Origin of the sequence: Subdoligranulum variabile (assembly GCF_025152575.1) — a bacterium.
GTDB lineage: Bacteria > Bacillota > Clostridia > Oscillospirales > Ruminococcaceae > Gemmiger > Gemmiger variabilis.
The window spans coordinates 2,831,620-2,844,992 of the sequence record NZ_CP102293.1; the positions used below are offsets into that span (position 1 = coordinate 2,831,620).

Annotated in this window: 16 protein-coding genes; 12 read left to right on the plus strand and 4 right to left on the minus strand. The window is 59.2% G+C overall.

Annotation, left to right across the window (positions count from 1 at the left end; genetic code table 11):
* The first annotated feature begins 6 nt into the window (after positions 1 to 6).
* Genes NQ490_RS13350 through NQ490_RS13375 form a run of 6 tightly spaced genes read left to right on the plus strand, consistent with a single transcriptional unit; the run spans position 7 to position 4,280 of the window.
* Positions 7 to 396, plus strand: coding sequence for a hypothetical protein (locus tag NQ490_RS13350; RefSeq protein WP_007046661.1), 390 nt, complete (start codon positions 7 to 9; stop codon positions 394 to 396).
* Between the two features lie 31 nt (positions 397 to 427).
* On the plus strand, positions 428 to 1,798 hold the full coding sequence (locus NQ490_RS13355; protein ID WP_007046660.1) for a CCA tRNA nucleotidyltransferase: 1,371 nt from the start codon (positions 428 to 430) through the stop codon (positions 1,796 to 1,798).
* A 43-nt stretch (positions 1,799 to 1,841) separates the two neighbouring features.
* Entirely contained in the window at positions 1,842 to 2,372 is a 531-nt protein-coding gene (locus NQ490_RS13360; RefSeq protein WP_007046659.1) for a nitroreductase, read from the plus strand.
* Positions 2,369 to 2,758 (plus strand): holo-ACP synthase, encoded by a 390-nt coding sequence (acpS, locus tag NQ490_RS13365; RefSeq protein ID WP_007046658.1) that lies wholly within the window; start codon positions 2,369 to 2,371, stop codon positions 2,756 to 2,758. The genes NQ490_RS13360 and acpS overlap by 4 nt, the downstream gene beginning before the upstream one ends.
* Positions 2,759 to 2,761: 3 nt before the next feature.
* Positions 2,762 to 3,850 carry an acyltransferase family protein gene (locus tag NQ490_RS13370; RefSeq protein WP_007046657.1) on the plus strand — a complete coding sequence of 363 codons (1,089 nt, stop codon included), beginning with the start codon at positions 2,762 to 2,764 and terminating at the stop codon, positions 3,848 to 3,850.
* A gap of 52 nt (positions 3,851 to 3,902) precedes the next feature.
* A complete protein-coding gene (locus tag NQ490_RS13375; protein ID WP_007046656.1) occupies positions 3,903 to 4,280 on the plus strand; it encodes a type II toxin-antitoxin system PemK/MazF family toxin in 378 nt (125 codons plus the stop codon).
* Positions 4,281 to 4,337: 57 nt separating this feature from the next.
* Here NQ490_RS13375 and NQ490_RS13380 read toward each other — a convergent pair whose 3' ends face one another.
* Both NQ490_RS13380 and NQ490_RS13385 read right to left on the minus strand, forming a co-directional pair.
* Entirely contained in the window at positions 4,338 to 5,759 is a 1,422-nt protein-coding gene (locus NQ490_RS13380) for a glycine--tRNA ligase (RefSeq protein ID WP_007046655.1), read from the minus strand.
* A gap of 365 nt (positions 5,760 to 6,124) precedes the next feature.
* The gene (locus tag NQ490_RS13385; protein ID WP_040917633.1) at positions 6,125 to 6,346 is read right to left on the minus strand and encodes a hypothetical protein; all 222 of its coding nucleotides are present in this window, start codon (positions 6,344 to 6,346) and stop codon (positions 6,125 to 6,127) included.
* A 175-nt stretch (positions 6,347 to 6,521) separates the two neighbouring features.
* Here NQ490_RS13385 and murC point away from each other — a divergent pair, with 175 nt between their 5' ends.
* Together murC and NQ490_RS13395 are read left to right on the plus strand one after the other, a co-directional pair.
* A complete protein-coding gene (murC, locus tag NQ490_RS13390; RefSeq protein WP_007046652.1) occupies positions 6,522 to 7,892 on the plus strand; it encodes a UDP-N-acetylmuramate--L-alanine ligase in 1,371 nt (456 codons plus the stop codon).
* A gap of 113 nt (positions 7,893 to 8,005) precedes the next feature.
* On the plus strand, positions 8,006 to 9,241 hold the full coding sequence (locus NQ490_RS13395; RefSeq protein WP_007046651.1) for an aminopeptidase: 1,236 nt from the start codon (positions 8,006 to 8,008) through the stop codon (positions 9,239 to 9,241).
* A 46-nt stretch (positions 9,242 to 9,287) separates the two neighbouring features.
* Here the strand turns inward: NQ490_RS13395 and NQ490_RS13400 are convergent, their stop codons facing one another.
* Together NQ490_RS13400 and NQ490_RS13405 are read right to left on the minus strand one after the other, a co-directional pair.
* A complete protein-coding gene (locus NQ490_RS13400) occupies positions 9,288 to 10,487 on the minus strand; it encodes a DUF2812 domain-containing protein (protein WP_040917632.1) in 1,200 nt (399 codons plus the stop codon).
* On the minus strand, positions 10,432 to 10,833 hold the full coding sequence (locus NQ490_RS13405; protein WP_007046649.1) for a PadR family transcriptional regulator: 402 nt from the start codon (positions 10,831 to 10,833) through the stop codon (positions 10,432 to 10,434). The genes NQ490_RS13400 and NQ490_RS13405 overlap by 56 nt, the downstream gene beginning before the upstream one ends.
* 253 nt (positions 10,834 to 11,086) lie before the next feature.
* Here NQ490_RS13405 and NQ490_RS13410 point away from each other — a divergent pair, with 253 nt between their 5' ends.
* Genes NQ490_RS13410 through NQ490_RS13425 form a run of 4 tightly spaced genes read left to right on the plus strand, consistent with a single transcriptional unit; the run spans position 11,087 to position 13,370 of the window.
* The gene (locus NQ490_RS13410; protein WP_007046648.1) at positions 11,087 to 11,578 is read left to right on the plus strand and encodes a ribosome maturation factor RimP; all 492 of its coding nucleotides are present in this window, start codon (positions 11,087 to 11,089) and stop codon (positions 11,576 to 11,578) included.
* Positions 11,579 to 11,632: 54 nt separating this feature from the next.
* Entirely contained in the window at positions 11,633 to 12,706 is a 1,074-nt protein-coding gene (gene nusA, locus NQ490_RS13415) for a transcription termination factor NusA (RefSeq protein WP_007046647.1), read from the plus strand.
* 57 nt (positions 12,707 to 12,763) lie between these two features.
* Positions 12,764 to 13,075, plus strand: coding sequence for an RNase P modulator RnpM (gene rnpM / locus NQ490_RS13420; protein ID WP_007046646.1), 312 nt, complete (start codon positions 12,764 to 12,766; stop codon positions 13,073 to 13,075).
* Positions 13,065 to 13,370 carry a L7Ae/L30e/S12e/Gadd45 family ribosomal protein gene (locus NQ490_RS13425; RefSeq protein ID WP_007046645.1) on the plus strand — a complete coding sequence of 102 codons (306 nt, stop codon included), beginning with the start codon at positions 13,065 to 13,067 and terminating at the stop codon, positions 13,368 to 13,370. The genes rnpM and NQ490_RS13425 overlap by 11 nt, the downstream gene beginning before the upstream one ends.
* The last annotated feature ends 3 nt before the right edge of the window (positions 13,371 to 13,373 follow it).

Sequence of the window (13,373 nt, forward strand, 5' to 3'; positions counted from 1 at the left end):
AGAACGATGTATCAATTGGGAGACGATAAGCTGGAAGTACGGGAACTGCTGGTCAAGGCTTTTGCCAGTGCATGGGAACACAGTGACAAGCATGTAGACCGGGATACTTATATCAACAGCAGCATCAATGTGATCGATTCGCTGCAGGTAGGGCCCGAGATGATCTACGGTGAGGAAGGCCAGGGCCTGCTGGAAGGAGAACTGGACCATCTGCCGGATCTGCTGCGTGCCGATGGCATGTGGGTCTATTATGAGGTCCCTGCCGAGAACTTTTTCATTCTGACCTGGATGACCGATGCCGAGAAGGCCGAAGCCAAGGTGGCGTCGCTGCAGGGCGAGGAGGGAAGCCTTGCCTGTGTGGTGGACCTGAAACAGGAGTGGCACCGCGAAGCATGAGCCGGACCGGCCGGAGAAAAGGGGGGCGAGGATGAAGCGGGAAATCATACACCTGCCGCGGGATGCCATGTGGTTGCTGCAGACGCTGCACGATGCCGGCTACAGCGCTTATGTGGTGGGCGGTTGTGTGCGGGACAGCCTGCTGGGACGCCGCCCCGGGGACTGGGATATCTGCACATCGGCCCGCCCGGATCAGCTGCGGGCGCTGTTTGCCGATCAGCAGTTGATCCTGACGGGGGAAAAGCACGGCACTGTGGGGGTCGTACTGCACGGGTCCCCTTATGAGATCACGACCTACCGTCTGGATGGTACGTACCGGGATCACCGCCACCCCGATAAGGTGCAGTTTGTCAGCGAACTGGCCGAGGATCTGGCCCGGCGGGATTTTACCATCAACGCCATGGCCTATGCTCCCGGTGAGGGCGTGATCGATCTTTGCGGCGGCAGAAAAGACCTTGCAGCGGGGATCATCCGCTGCGTGGGAGATCCGGAAGCCCGCTTTGCCGAGGACGCCCTGCGTATTCTGCGGGCGCTGCGCTTTGCTGCCCGGCTGGATTTCGCCCTTGATCCCGCAACGGAAGCGGCAGCACGGGAAGCCCGTGACAGCCTGCAGGCGGTCAGTGCAGAGCGTATTTATACCGAACTGGACGGCCTTCTGATGGCACAGTATGCGGGGAAAACCTTAGCACAATATGGCGAAATTCTGGCGGGCGCCGTGCCGGAAGTAGGCCCTTGTATCGGCTGTACGCAGCCGGGTCGCTGGCATTGTTTTGACGTGTGGCAGCATACAGCGGCCGCCGTCACGGCACTGGATCTGCGAGGTCAGGATACCCGCGGAGCCCGGGTGCTGCGCTGGGCCACCTTTTTGCACGATATTGCCAAACCCCTTTGCCGCAGCGTGGGCCCGGATGGTGCGGCTCACTTCAAGGGACATAACCAGCGTGGGGCGGCGGTGGCACGTGCGATTCTGCGTCGGCTCAAGGCACCCAGCTACCTGTTGGAAGGGGCGGTGGGGCTCATTGCCATCCACGACGCGCCGCTGCCCGAAGGGGATGCGGCCATCCTCAAATGTCTCAACCGGTACGGAGCGGTTTCTCTGCGCCGCCTGTGCGCACTCAAATATGCCGATCTGGATGCCCATGCGCTGACGCCGGAGGTGGCTTGCCGCCGGGAAGATGTCACGATATTCGAAAACCGGATGACGGAACTTTCCAAAAACGGCTGCTTCACCATCCGCCAGCTGGCGGTCAACGGTTCGGACCTGATGGAGGCCGGTCTGCCCGCCGGACCTGCGGTGGGGCGGGTGCTCCATGCGTTGCTGAGTGCGGTCATGGAGGGACGCATCGAAAATCAGCGCGACACGCTGCTGCGGGAAGCACAACGTCTGCTGCGCGAATGCTGAACTCCATTTCCTATATTGTATTTTGTACAGGGAGGTTTTTGCCATGATTCAAAATGAAGTTTTGTCTGCCATCGCGGCGCGCCGCAGCTGCCGTGCTTACCAGCCGGAACAGATCAAGCCCGAAGAGCTGGATGCGGTTCTCCAGGCCGGTACCTGGGCTCCCACGGGAATGAACCGGCAGAGCCCGGTGATCGTTGCGGTGCAGGACAAAGAAACCCGGGACCGCCTTTCTGCCATCAACGCCGCCATCATGGGCAGCAACGGGGATCCCTTCTATGGTGCTCCCACCGTGCTTGTGGTGCTGGCAGACCGCAGCGTTCATACCCACGTGGAGGACGGTTCTCTTGTGCTGGGAGATCTGCTCCTGGCAGCATCCAGCATCGGTCTGGGTTCCTGTTGGATCCACCGTGCCAAGGAAACCTTCGAAACCGAGGAAGGCAAAGAGATGCTGCGCAAGTGGGGACTTGATCCCGACAAGTACGTCGGGGTAGGCAACTGTATCCTGGGCTATCCTGCACCTGGTGGGGTCAAAGCGGCCACACCGCGCAAGGCAGACTATGTGGTGAAGGCATGATTCTCGGCGTCGGAATCGATCTTTGCGATGCGAGCCGCATCGAAAAAAGTCTGGAAAAACAAACGTTCTGTGACTATGTCTACGCGCCCGCCGAGCAGACGCTGCTGGCGGGGCTTTCCGGCAAACGGAGAGCGGAAACCGCAGCGGCCAATTTCGCTGCCAAGGAGGCCTTTCTGAAGGCGGCCGGTACCGGCCTGGGCGGCTTTGCGCTGTCGGAACTGGCGCTGCTCCGGGCAGAAAACGGAGCGCCTTATTTTGAGCTCCAGGGGCGGGCAGCGACCTGGGCAGTCCAGCGGGGATTGACCGTGCACGTCAGTCTGACCCATGAGAAAGGCCTGGCCAGTGCCATCGTCCTGCTGGAAGAACACCGACCCAAAGGGGAGTGACCGATGGTTGCTAAAACACCCCGCGCCAGCAATCTGGAATTGCTGCGTATTCTCTGTATGTTGTTCATCATCGGGGATCACCTGACCGGCCAGGGCGGCATTGCGGACTACAGCACCCTGTCCTCCTCCTTGGCGTTTTGCCTGATCGGATGCGGGTCCCGCATCGCCTGCAGCATCTTTGTGCTGATCGGCAGCTGGTTTTTGTGTGAGCAGCCCTTTGCAACCCGCCGCCCGCTTTCGCTGTGGCTTTCTCTGTGGCTTTATACAGTGCCGGTTACATTGCTTTGCGCCCTGGGGGGGCTGCCGGTCTCCTTCGGCACGCTGCGGTGGGCTGTCTTCCCGGCCTCCACTCGGCAGCTGTGGTTTATCTCGGATTATCTGGTCCTGCTGGTCTGTATGCCGCTGCTGGCGCGGGTTCTGCGGGGATTGCCCCGCGGGGCGCACCGAGGGCTGCTGTTGGTTCTGGCGGTGCCGTTGATTCTGTACCCCACGCTGTTCGCGGAGGACGGCATTGTCAGCGATCTTTCCTGGATGTTCCTGTATGAATATCTGCTGGCGGCCTACCTGCGCCGTTACCCGGACAACCGTCTGAGCCGGCTGCTGCGCCACCGGGTACTGGCTTTGGCTTTGGGTGTGGGCCTGCCGCTGCTCAACACGGCGGCACGCGCCTGGCTGGAATGGCAGGGCCGGACGGACGGCAAGGCCTTCCAGTACGTTGCTTACTATCGTACCGGGCTCGGCGCCCTGCCCAATCTGCTGGCGGCGCTGGCCTTGTTCTCGCTGTTCCAGACAGTGAAGCTCGGCAGCCGACGCTGGGTCAATGCCCTGGCCGGTACCACCCTTGGTGTCTACATCCTGCACCAGGTTCCGGCATTTCGGGACTTCCTGTGGAACGGTATCTTTCAGGCACAGGCGCATCACGGTTCGGTATCCTATACACTGCTGGTGATCCTGGCTACCTTTGCGGGCTGTGCCTGTGTAGATGCTGTGCGCACCTGGCTGGTTATGCGTCCGCTGTATAATAGCCCGCCGTTCCGTATGCTTTGCGCAAAGGGGGATGCACTCGCGGCAAAAATACAGTCCGGTGATTAAAAGAACCTCCTCCCGCTTATACTAAGAGTATGAGACGAGAGGAGGTTTTTTGATGGAAGTGCATAGAGGGGAAGTGTTCTACGCGGATCTGAGCCCGGTGGTGGGTTCGGAACAGGGGGGCATCCGGCCGGTACTTATCATTCAGAATGAGATCGGGAACCGGCACAGTCCCACCGTCATTGCCGCAGCGATCACCAGCCGGCAGGACAAAAACCGCCTGCCCACCCACATCAGCGTACGGGCAGATCGCTGCGGGCTGTCCAAGGACAGCATTGTGCTGACCGAACAGATCCGTACGCTGGACAAACGGCGGCTGCGGGAACGGGCCGGTCGTATCCCGCCCGACGATATGCGCCGGGTGGATGAGGCGCTGGGCGTTTCCATGGGACTGGAAAGCCAGAATACCCATGAGGATGGCGGCTACTTTTGATACAAAAATCCCTCCGGGATGCTGGTCCCGGAGGGATTGCTGTTTTTCAGGGAAGGATCAGAACGCCACTTTCTTGGCGATGTAATCCTTCAGCTCACTGATGGGCAGGCGGACCTGCTCCATCGTATCGCGGTCACGGACGGTGACACAGTTGTCCGCTTCGACCTTGTCGTCGCCGACAGTCTGGAAGTCCACAGTGATGCACAGCGGGGTGCCGATCTCATCCTGGCGGCGATAACGCTTGCCGATGGAACCGGCGTCGTCGTAGTCCACCATAAAGTCCTTGGCCAGCTCGTTGCGGATTTCCATAGCCTTGTCACCCAGCTTTTTGGAGAGCGGCAGGACGGCGCACTTGAAAGGCGCCAGGAAGGGATGCAGATGCAGCACAGTGCGCACATCCTCCTTGCCCTTGGCATCCACCAGGTGCTCTTCGTCGTAGGCTTCACACAGGAAAGCCAGGGCGACGCGGTCACAGCCCAGGGACGGCTCGATAACATAGGGAATATAGTGTTCGTTGGTTTCGGGGTCAAAGTACTCCAGGCTCTTGCCGGAAGCCTCCTGGTGACGGCTCAGGTCATAGTTGGTGCGGTCGGCAATGCCCCACAGCTCGCCCCAGTCGGTGAACGGGAAAGCGTACTCGATGTCGGTGGTAGCGCGGGAGTAGAAGGCGAGTTCGGCGGCCTCGTGATCACGCAGGCGCAGATTTTCTTCCTTGATGCCCAGGCTCAGCAGCCAGTTCTTGCAGAAATCCTTCCAGTAGGCGAACCATTCCAGATCGGTGTTCGGCTTGCAGAAGAACTCGCACTCCATCTGCTCGAATTCACGGGTGCGGAAGGTGAAGTTGCCCGGAGTGATCTCGTTGCGGAAGGCCTTGCCCACCTGGCAGACGCCGAAGGGCAGTTTGCGGCGGGTGGTGCGCTGGATGTTGGCAAAGTTGACGAAGATGCCCTGCGCAGTCTCGGGACGCAGGTAGCAGGTGGAGGAGGAATCCTCGGTGACACCGATGGCCGTCTTGAACATCAGGTTGAACTTACGAATGGGGGTAAAGTCATGTTTGCCGCAGACGGGGCAGACCACCTCCTCGTGGCTGGCGATGAAGGCGTCCATCTCGTCAAAGGTCATGGCGTCCACGTCCACATTCTTGCCCTGCTCGCAGTCGGCAATCAGTTTGTCGGCGCGGTGACGGCTCTTGCAGGCACGGCAGTCCAGCAACGGATCCGAGAAGCTGGCCACATGGCCGGTGGTTACCCAGGTCTGAGGATTCATCAGGATGGCGGCATCCAGGCCGACATTGTAAGGGCTTTCCTGCACAAATTTCTTCAGCCAGGCCTTTTTGACGTTGTTCTTGAACTCAACGCCCAGGGGGCCGTAGTCCCAGCTGTTGGCCAGGCCGCCGTAGATCTCGCTGCCGGGGTAGATGAACCCGCGGTTTTTGCACAGGTTGACGATCATGTCCAGAGTCTTTTCACTGTTCTTCATTTGTACGATTACTCCTTCCGCATGGCTGGCTGCCACACAAAGCGATTTGCTGCGCCGCACCAATCGGGCGCAATGCACTTATTATAGCATAGGCAGCAGGTCCGCACAAGCGCTGCGCGGCAAAAGCTGTTGAAAAGGAAGTATTACATTGGTATAATTGGAAAGTAATACAGTCCGGAAAATGGATGCGACCGGCAAAAACAGAGAGGCGGCACAGATATGCGCAGCAAGGCGATCGCGTAATGGAAAAAGTGCATCCAAAGGTATCCGCTTTTTGGTGCTTCCTCTCTGCCCTGCTTCGCAAAAAAGAGGCGTCTTGTCTTGGCCGCATGGCTGCGAGGGAATAAACGAAAGCGGGCAGCGGTTCAGCAGAGCTGACGTGCAATCTGTCGTGCCAGCTCGGGTAGTGCTTCCACGCTCACATCATTACCGGCGTTCAGACGGGCCAGTTCAGCCTGAACCCGGGGAATCTTTCGGGCTGGAATACCCAGCGCTCGCAGATCGGCGCTGGTGAGAGGACTTTTGGAGGAGTCCTTCCCCAAGCGGGAAATGACCAGAGGATCCATGCTCCATACAAATTTTGCCATGATTTATGCCTCCCCGTGGGCAAATCACCCGAATTGTGGAAATCTTTTCTGCCATTATACCAAAAATTTTAAAAAAGTGTTTATTTTACTGCAAAAAAATATTATAATTATAAAAAACTTTTGTAAAAGTATAGCCGTACCCTGCGGGGACGGACTTTGTTTGAGGTGACGACTCATGGTATTTAACATCTTTGACCCGAAATTGCTGGATGGCGTCAAGACCGTACACTTTATCGGCTGCGGCGGCTCCGGTACCTATCCGCTGATCCAGATCCTGCACAGTCACGGCTTTGCCATCACCGGTTCTGATGTGGAGGAAACCAAGAACACCGAAGCGGAGCGTGCCCTCGGCGTCAAGGTAACGATCGGCCACGATGCTGCCAATCTGGGGGATGCCCAGCTGGTGGTGTACAGTGCCGCCATTCATGACGACAATCCCGAATTGCAGGCGGCCAAGGCCCGCGGAATCAAGGCTGTGGAGCGCAGTGTCCTGCTGGGATACGTCAGCCGGATGCATCCCCAGAGCGTCGGCGTGGCAGGTACTCACGGAAAGACCACCACAACTGGCATGATCACGACGATGCTGGAACTGGCCGGACGGGACCCTGCGGCAGTCATCGGCGGCAAACTGCCGCTGATCGATGGCTACGGCAAGGCCGGCAGCGGTCAGAGCGCCGTCATCGAAGCTTGCGAATACCATGAGACTTTCCTGCATCTGACCTGCGCGGTAGGGGTCATCCTGAACATTGACAATGACCATCTGGAGTACTACGGCACGATGGGGCAGCTCAAGCTGGCATTCCAGAAGTTTGCGCTTCTGTCCCGCACGGTAGTATTCAATATGGACGATCACAACACCGTTGATGTGGTGAACAGCATTGACCGTCCGGTACTGAGCTTCGGCATCACCGAAGATGCCCGTTTCCGTGCCGTCAACGTAGCCGAGTACAAACCCGGATTCTATGAGTTTGATGTCCTTGAACTGGGCGAGAATTTTGCTCATATCCGTCTGGGCGTGCCCGGTTACCACAACATTTATAATGCTCTGGCCATGTGCTGCTGCGTGCGTCCGTTGGGCCTCAAGCCGGAGGATGCTGTTCGTGCGGCAGAAGCGTTCCATGGTACCGGCCGCCGGTTTGAGATCAAGGGCGAGTGCAACGGTGCCGTGATTGTGGACGATTATGCCCATCATCCCACAGAGCTGGAAGCTACGCTGAAAACCGCCAAGGGGCTGGGATACCAGCGGGTGATTGCGGTGCATCAGCCGTTTACCTACAGCCGCACCAAGATGCTGATGGATGATTTCGTCAAGGTGCTGGGCGAAGCGAATCAGGTCGTGCTGCTGCCCATCATGGGCGGCCGCGAAGCGGACGACGGCACCGTCAGCTCCGAACAGCTGGCGGCCAAGATCCCCGGCAGTGTGGTGGTCGACGGGCTGGAAGGCGCGGCCGACTGGGTCAAGCAGAACGCCGGAAAAGGCGATCTGGTGGTTTGCATGAGCTGCGGTGATCTGTACAAGGCGGCGGACATGATGGTCGGCAAGTAATAGAATCGGAAGGCAGGCTGCCCGTCGGGCGGCCTGCCTTTTTGCTGTATCTCTACACATTTATCCTCAAATGGTGTATACTAAAACCAAAATCGTAAAAGGAGAACCGATCTATGAACCAGCACTATCTGCAGCTGTATGCTGATTTTGTTGTCAAAGTGGGCGTCAATGTGCGTCCGCGCCAGAATTTTATCGTTCGCTGCCCGGTCACGATGCCGGAGTTTGCCCATGCCTGTGTGCGCGCGGGTTACGAAGCGGGTGCCAAGCGGGTCATCGTCCGGTGGGAGGATGACAAACTCACCCGTTTGCATATGGAATTGGCGCAGGAGTCCGACCTGTGCGAGCTGAAGCCCTATGAGCTGCGCAGTTATCTCGATTATGCCGAAGATCCGGACGGCTGCTGCACGCTGGCCATCCACGCCGAGGATCCCGAGGCGCTGGCCGGCCTGGATGCCGCCAAGGTCAACCGTGTGAACCTGGCCAAGCGCACCTTCATGAAGCCCTGGCAGGAATATACCATGAACGACCGGGTCCAGTGGTGCGTGGTCGCTGTCCCGGCCCCCGGCTGGGCTGCCAAGGTGTTCCCGGACCTTCCCGTCGAGCAGGCGGTGGAGAAGCTGTGGGAGGTCATCTTTGACGTCTGCCGCGTTTCCACCGGAGATCCCGTCTCCGCCTGGAAAGAGCATGTGGCCAAGACGGCGGCCCGGCGGGATCAGCTCAACGCCTGGAACCTGGACCGCGTGCACATCACCAGCGGCAACGGCACCGACCTGACGGTGGGCATTGCTCAGGATGCCACCTGGGAGGGAGCCTCCAGCAAGTCGGAACGGGGGATTGAGTTTATCGCCAACGTGCCTACCGAAGAAGTCTTCTGCGCCCCGGACCGCAATCGCGTGGACGGCATAGTCTATGGCACCAAGCCTTATGTCTACAACGGACAGCTCATCGAGGGCTGGCATGTGACCTTCAAGGATGGCCAGGTCGTGGAGCATGGCGCTGAGAAGAACGCCAATCTCCTGGCAGAGCTTCTCTCCACCGACGAGAATGCCAACCGCATCGGCGAGATCGCCCTGGTGCCGGCTTCCAGCCCCATCAACCGCAGTGGTGTGCTCTTCTTCAACACGCTGTTTGACGAGAACGCCGCCTGCCACATCGCCTTTGGCGCCGGTTACCCCACGAACATCCGGGGCGGTGCTTCGATGACCCGCGCGCAGCTGATGGAGAAGGGACTCAACGATTCCGCTATCCATGAGGATGTGATGATCGGCGCAGCAGACAGCCAGATCACCGGCATCACCAAGTCCGGCGAGGAAGTCACCATCTTCACCGACGGCGAGTGGGCTTTCTGATATCATCCGTAAAAAGTCCCGGACAGTTTGTCCGGGACTTTTTCTGTCAGGCCGAAGCGGCAAAGACTTCCGCAAAACGCGGTGCCATCCGGTCAAAATTCTGGGTGCCGTCGGGATCCGTCCACAGAACGCACAACACGCGGCGGCCCTGCACCAGAATCAGTTGTCGGAAAACGCCATCCTTTCCGCTATAGCCGTATGCGGCGTCCGTCCCCGGCAGATCCGGCAATGGCTGCGGCTCATCGGCCAGTAGGGACTGGCTTTCGTGGAGGTCGTTCACCAGAAGATGGGCCAGCCAGGGTGTGCGTGTGTCATAGTAGCAAACGGCAAGAGAGGTGTCCAGCACCACTTTCCCGTTTTGCAGGATTTTGCCGCTCTCGTCATACTCCAATATGGTAGGGGCCAACAGGGAATGCCGGATTTCCAGATTGCTGCGTTTCCGAGCGTCTGCCTCATCCCAGACCGGTGTGCCGTCGGCCAGGTCTGTCAGGGTGGCAAAGGGAAGGGGGCCTTGGTAGTCCGTGATGGGCTGGCGGGTCCCTGACTGGACAAGCGCCCCAAATCCACCCAGGAGCAGCAGAACAAGGGCACAGGTAGTGATCCCCTGGCTGATCCGGTGGATCCAGGCGGCGGCATGCCAGTTCTTTTGGTGATCCGGTTCATACCCCTGCCGCAGCCTGCGGCTCAGTTTCAGAATGTTATACAGGTCTCGGAAAGCCAGAAACAGCGTGCCGAAAAAATACAGGTAAATGCAGCAGGAAAGCAGTGGCATTTCCACGAGGAACCTCACCAGACGCCCTCGGCCATTCAGAAGAAACTGCAGGATCAGTGCGGCAAACAACCCCAGGAAGCTCCACCAGGCGGAGCGGCGGGCCATCTTCAGACTCAGCGCCTGCACGGCGGGGTCGGTGTGCAGTTCAGGCGCACGGGGATCTTCGCAGGCATACAGAAAAAACTCCTGTTGAGCGCAGACAAAATACCAGCCGTATTCGGCGTAGAGCGCTTTTTCTGAGGAGAGCGGCTCCGACGGGGCAGAATCCAGCCAGCCGCCTTTCAGCCGGGCGGCGGTCAGGCGATAGCGCACCGATTGCGGGGTGCCGGGGCGGAACCGTGCCAGCGTACGCCCCATCTTCTCCACAAAAAGGCCCCGGGCGGCCATATCCGTCAGCCAGCTTTCACAGGCTTCCACCTCATAGCACAGGCTGGGGACGGGACGGTAAACGATCTCCTTGTGAAGCAGCTTCATCCCGGGCATCTCCTTTTGTCAGGCTGGCGGGGGCGGTGATCTCGGCGCGGGCGGCGTCATCCAGACAGCGCTGCAGACGGGCTCGCTCGCCTTCGTAAGCGGCTTTGCCGGCGGCGGTAAGATGATAATAGCGCTTGCATCCGACCGAACCGGCATCCGCCAGAAATCCTTCTTTTTCAAATCGAGCCAACAAAGTATAGAGGGTGGCGGGACCCAGCCGTACCGTGCCGCCGGAAATCTGTGCCGCATAGGCTGTGATCTCCGCACCGCAGGCATCTGCCTGCTGCAGAGCCATCAACACATAAAACATGGATTCTGTCAGGTTTTCCATTGCCTGCCTGGGCATCGGCAACACCTCCCGTTGCAATATCGTATAATGATATTGTATATTGATATCGATGCGCAGTCAACTGTTTTTTTCGCTTTGCGGTAAAAAATGGCCTGCAAAGGCCTTTTTGTGCCCCCTTTTTCTGCGGCAGGGGGTTGCAATTTGCCCGGGGGTGTGGTATATTTTTACTGTTCGATGATGATTTTATTGGAAAGTGGGCCGTCAAGGTCCGCTTTCTTTTTATGATAGGGAAGAATTAAGGAGCGTTTGCATGGCAAAACAGCAAAACAGCGGCGGAGCGGCCAAGACGGTCGAAACGCTGGTGCGCCCCACGGTGGAGGGCATGGGCCTGCGCCTGTGGGATGTCCGTTTTGAAAAAGAAGGCCCCGACTGGTTCCTGCGGGTGCTGATCGACCGGGACGAACCGCTGGATACCGATACCTGTGAAGCGGTTTCCCGCGCCATCGATCCCATTTTGGACGAGGCAGACCCCATCGACCAGAGTTACTATCTGGAAGTGGGCAGCCCCGGACTGGGACGCCGTCTGACCCGCCCTGAGCATTATGAAGCCCTGCGCGGGCAGAAGTGCGCCGCGCATCTGATCCGGCCTGACGAAGCGGGCCGGCGGGACGTGGCGGGCATTCTGCAGGGGCTGGATGGGGAAGGCAATGTGACCCTCGTGGACGGGGAAGAAACTTACACCTTCCCGGTGAAGGCCGCGGGCTATGTCAAGCTCTGCGATGATGAAGATCTGTTTGGCTGAGCGCCAAGTTCTGTATTTGTGTACTGAAACCTATATTGGGAGGAAACCGTAAAAATGGCTACTGCGAACAACGAATTCTTTGATGCTCTGGCTGCGCTGGAAAAAGAGCGCGGACTGCCGGAAGATTACCTGATCGAAAAGATCAAGGCAGCCATCGTCATTGCTGTGAAGAAGGACTACGAGGTCGAGGACGACAACGTTGTGGTTGACATCGACCCCGAGATCGGCGCGTTCCGCGCCAGCCTGCTGCGCGACATCGTGGAGGAAGTGGAGAACCCCCATACCCAGGTCAGCCTGGAGGAGGCCCAGAAGGTCCGCAAGAGCTACAAGGTCGGTCAGCGCATGGTCACCCAGCTCAAAACCAAGGAGTTCGGCCGCATCGCTGCGCAGACTGCCAAGCACGTGATCCGTCAGGGCCTGCGCGAAGGTGAGCGCAACCTGCAGTGCAGCGAGATGCAGTCCCGCGCCCATGAGCTCATCACCGCCACGGTGGTCTCCATTGATCCGGAGCGCGGCAACGTCGTGCTGGATCTGGGCAAGGGCGGCAGCGCCGTGCTGCCCCGCAACGAGCAGGTCCCCGGCGAGACCTTCCATGAGGGCGAGACCGTGCAGGTCTACGTGGTGGATGTGCTGGCCACCGACCGCGGTCCCCGCGTGACGATCAGCCGCACTCATCCCGGCCTGGTCAAGCGGATGTTCGAGCTGGAAGTGCCGGAAATCTATGACGGCACCGTCGAGATCAAGGCCATTGCCCGTGAGGCCGGTGCCCGTACCAAGCTGGCGGTTTGGAGCAAGAACCCCGATGTGGACCCCGTCGGCGCCTGCATTGGTGCCCGCGGTGCCCGTGTGGAAAAGATCGTCCAGGAGCTGGGCGGTGAGAAGATCGATGTCATCCGCTGGAGCGAGGACATCACCGAGTTCATCTCGGCGGCGCTGTCTCCGGCCAAGGTGGTCAAGGTGGAACTGCTCCCCGGCGAGACCAAGAGCTGCCGTGTCACGGTGCCGGATCACCAGCTGAGCCTGGCCATCGGCAATAAAGGACAGAATGTGCGTCTGTGTGCACACCTGACCGGTTACAATATTGATATCCGCCCCGAGTCCGGTTACTACGGCGAGGACGAGGAATAAAAAGACAAAGACCCGGGTGCATCGGCCCCGGATTCCAAGGGAAAAGAGGTCGGCTACTTGCAGCAGCAAAAGCAAAAAAAGATCCCGGTGCGCCGTTGCGTGGGCTGTAACGCCCAGCGCCCCAAGCGCGAGCTGGTGCGCGTTGTGCGCAGCCCGGAAGGCGAGATCAGCATTGATCTGCGCGGCAAGGCCCCGGGACGGGGGGCATATCTTTGCCCGTCCGCCGCGTGTCTGGCGAAAGCCCGCAAGGCCAAGCGGCTGGAGCGCACGTTTGAGGTCCCCATTCCCGGGGAAATCTACGAGCGCCTGACCGAGGAGATCCAATGCGCGGAACAAAGTGCAAAGGAGGCGACAGAGCATGGCGAATGACCAACATCCGTTGCTGGGCGCGCTGGGGCTTTGCCGCAAAGCCGGAAAGCTACTGCACGGGTACGACCGAGTGCAGGAAAATGCCCTGCGCGGTAAGGTGGCATTGGTTCTGCTTGCCGCAGATGCCAGTGAACGCACCGTGACCCATATGCGCAGCGCCTGTGAGGGAATCGTGGCCTGTGAACAGATGCCGCTGACCACCGCCGATCTGGCGATGCTCACCCCCAAGCCTGCCGCTGTGTTCGGCATAACGGACGAACACCTTGCGCAGCTGTGCGCAAAACATCTTACCTGATGC

What these genes read in the sequence shown, in the direction of transcription:
- NQ490_RS13410 (WP_007046648.1), top strand. Translation starts at nt 11,087, where the DNA reads ATGGCAAAACAGCAAAACAGCGGCGGAGCGGCCAAGACGGTCGAAACG.
- NQ490_RS13375 (WP_007046656.1), top strand. Translation starts at nt 3,903, where the DNA reads ATGGAAGTGCATAGAGGGGAAGTGTTCTACGCGGATCTGAGCCCGGTG.
- NQ490_RS13425 (WP_007046645.1), top strand. Translation starts at nt 13,065, where the DNA reads ATGGCGAATGACCAACATCCGTTGCTGGGCGCGCTGGGGCTTTGCCGC.
- NQ490_RS13405 (WP_007046649.1), bottom strand. Translation starts at nt 10,833, where the DNA reads ATGCCCAGGCAGGCAATGGAAAACCTGACAGAATCCATGTTTTATGTG.
- NQ490_RS13370 (WP_007046657.1), top strand. Translation starts at nt 2,762, where the DNA reads ATGGTTGCTAAAACACCCCGCGCCAGCAATCTGGAATTGCTGCGTATT.
- NQ490_RS13400 (WP_040917632.1), bottom strand. Translation starts at nt 10,487, where the DNA reads ATGAAGCTGCTTCACAAGGAGATCGTTTACCGTCCCGTCCCCAGCCTG.
- murC (WP_007046652.1), top strand. Translation starts at nt 6,522, where the DNA reads ATGGTATTTAACATCTTTGACCCGAAATTGCTGGATGGCGTCAAGACC.
- NQ490_RS13360 (WP_007046659.1), top strand. Translation starts at nt 1,842, where the DNA reads ATGATTCAAAATGAAGTTTTGTCTGCCATCGCGGCGCGCCGCAGCTGC.
- NQ490_RS13380 (WP_007046655.1), bottom strand. Translation starts at nt 5,759, where the DNA reads ATGAAGAACAGTGAAAAGACTCTGGACATGATCGTCAACCTGTGCAAA.
- NQ490_RS13355 (WP_007046660.1), top strand. Translation starts at nt 428, where the DNA reads ATGAAGCGGGAAATCATACACCTGCCGCGGGATGCCATGTGGTTGCTG.
- NQ490_RS13385 (WP_040917633.1), bottom strand. Translation starts at nt 6,346, where the DNA reads ATGGCAAAATTTGTATGGAGCATGGATCCTCTGGTCATTTCCCGCTTG.
- NQ490_RS13395 (WP_007046651.1), top strand. Translation starts at nt 8,006, where the DNA reads ATGAACCAGCACTATCTGCAGCTGTATGCTGATTTTGTTGTCAAAGTG.
- acpS (WP_007046658.1), top strand. Translation starts at nt 2,369, where the DNA reads ATGATTCTCGGCGTCGGAATCGATCTTTGCGATGCGAGCCGCATCGAA.
- NQ490_RS13350 (WP_007046661.1), top strand. Translation starts at nt 7, where the DNA reads ATGTATCAATTGGGAGACGATAAGCTGGAAGTACGGGAACTGCTGGTC.
- nusA (WP_007046647.1), top strand. Translation starts at nt 11,633, where the DNA reads ATGGCTACTGCGAACAACGAATTCTTTGATGCTCTGGCTGCGCTGGAA.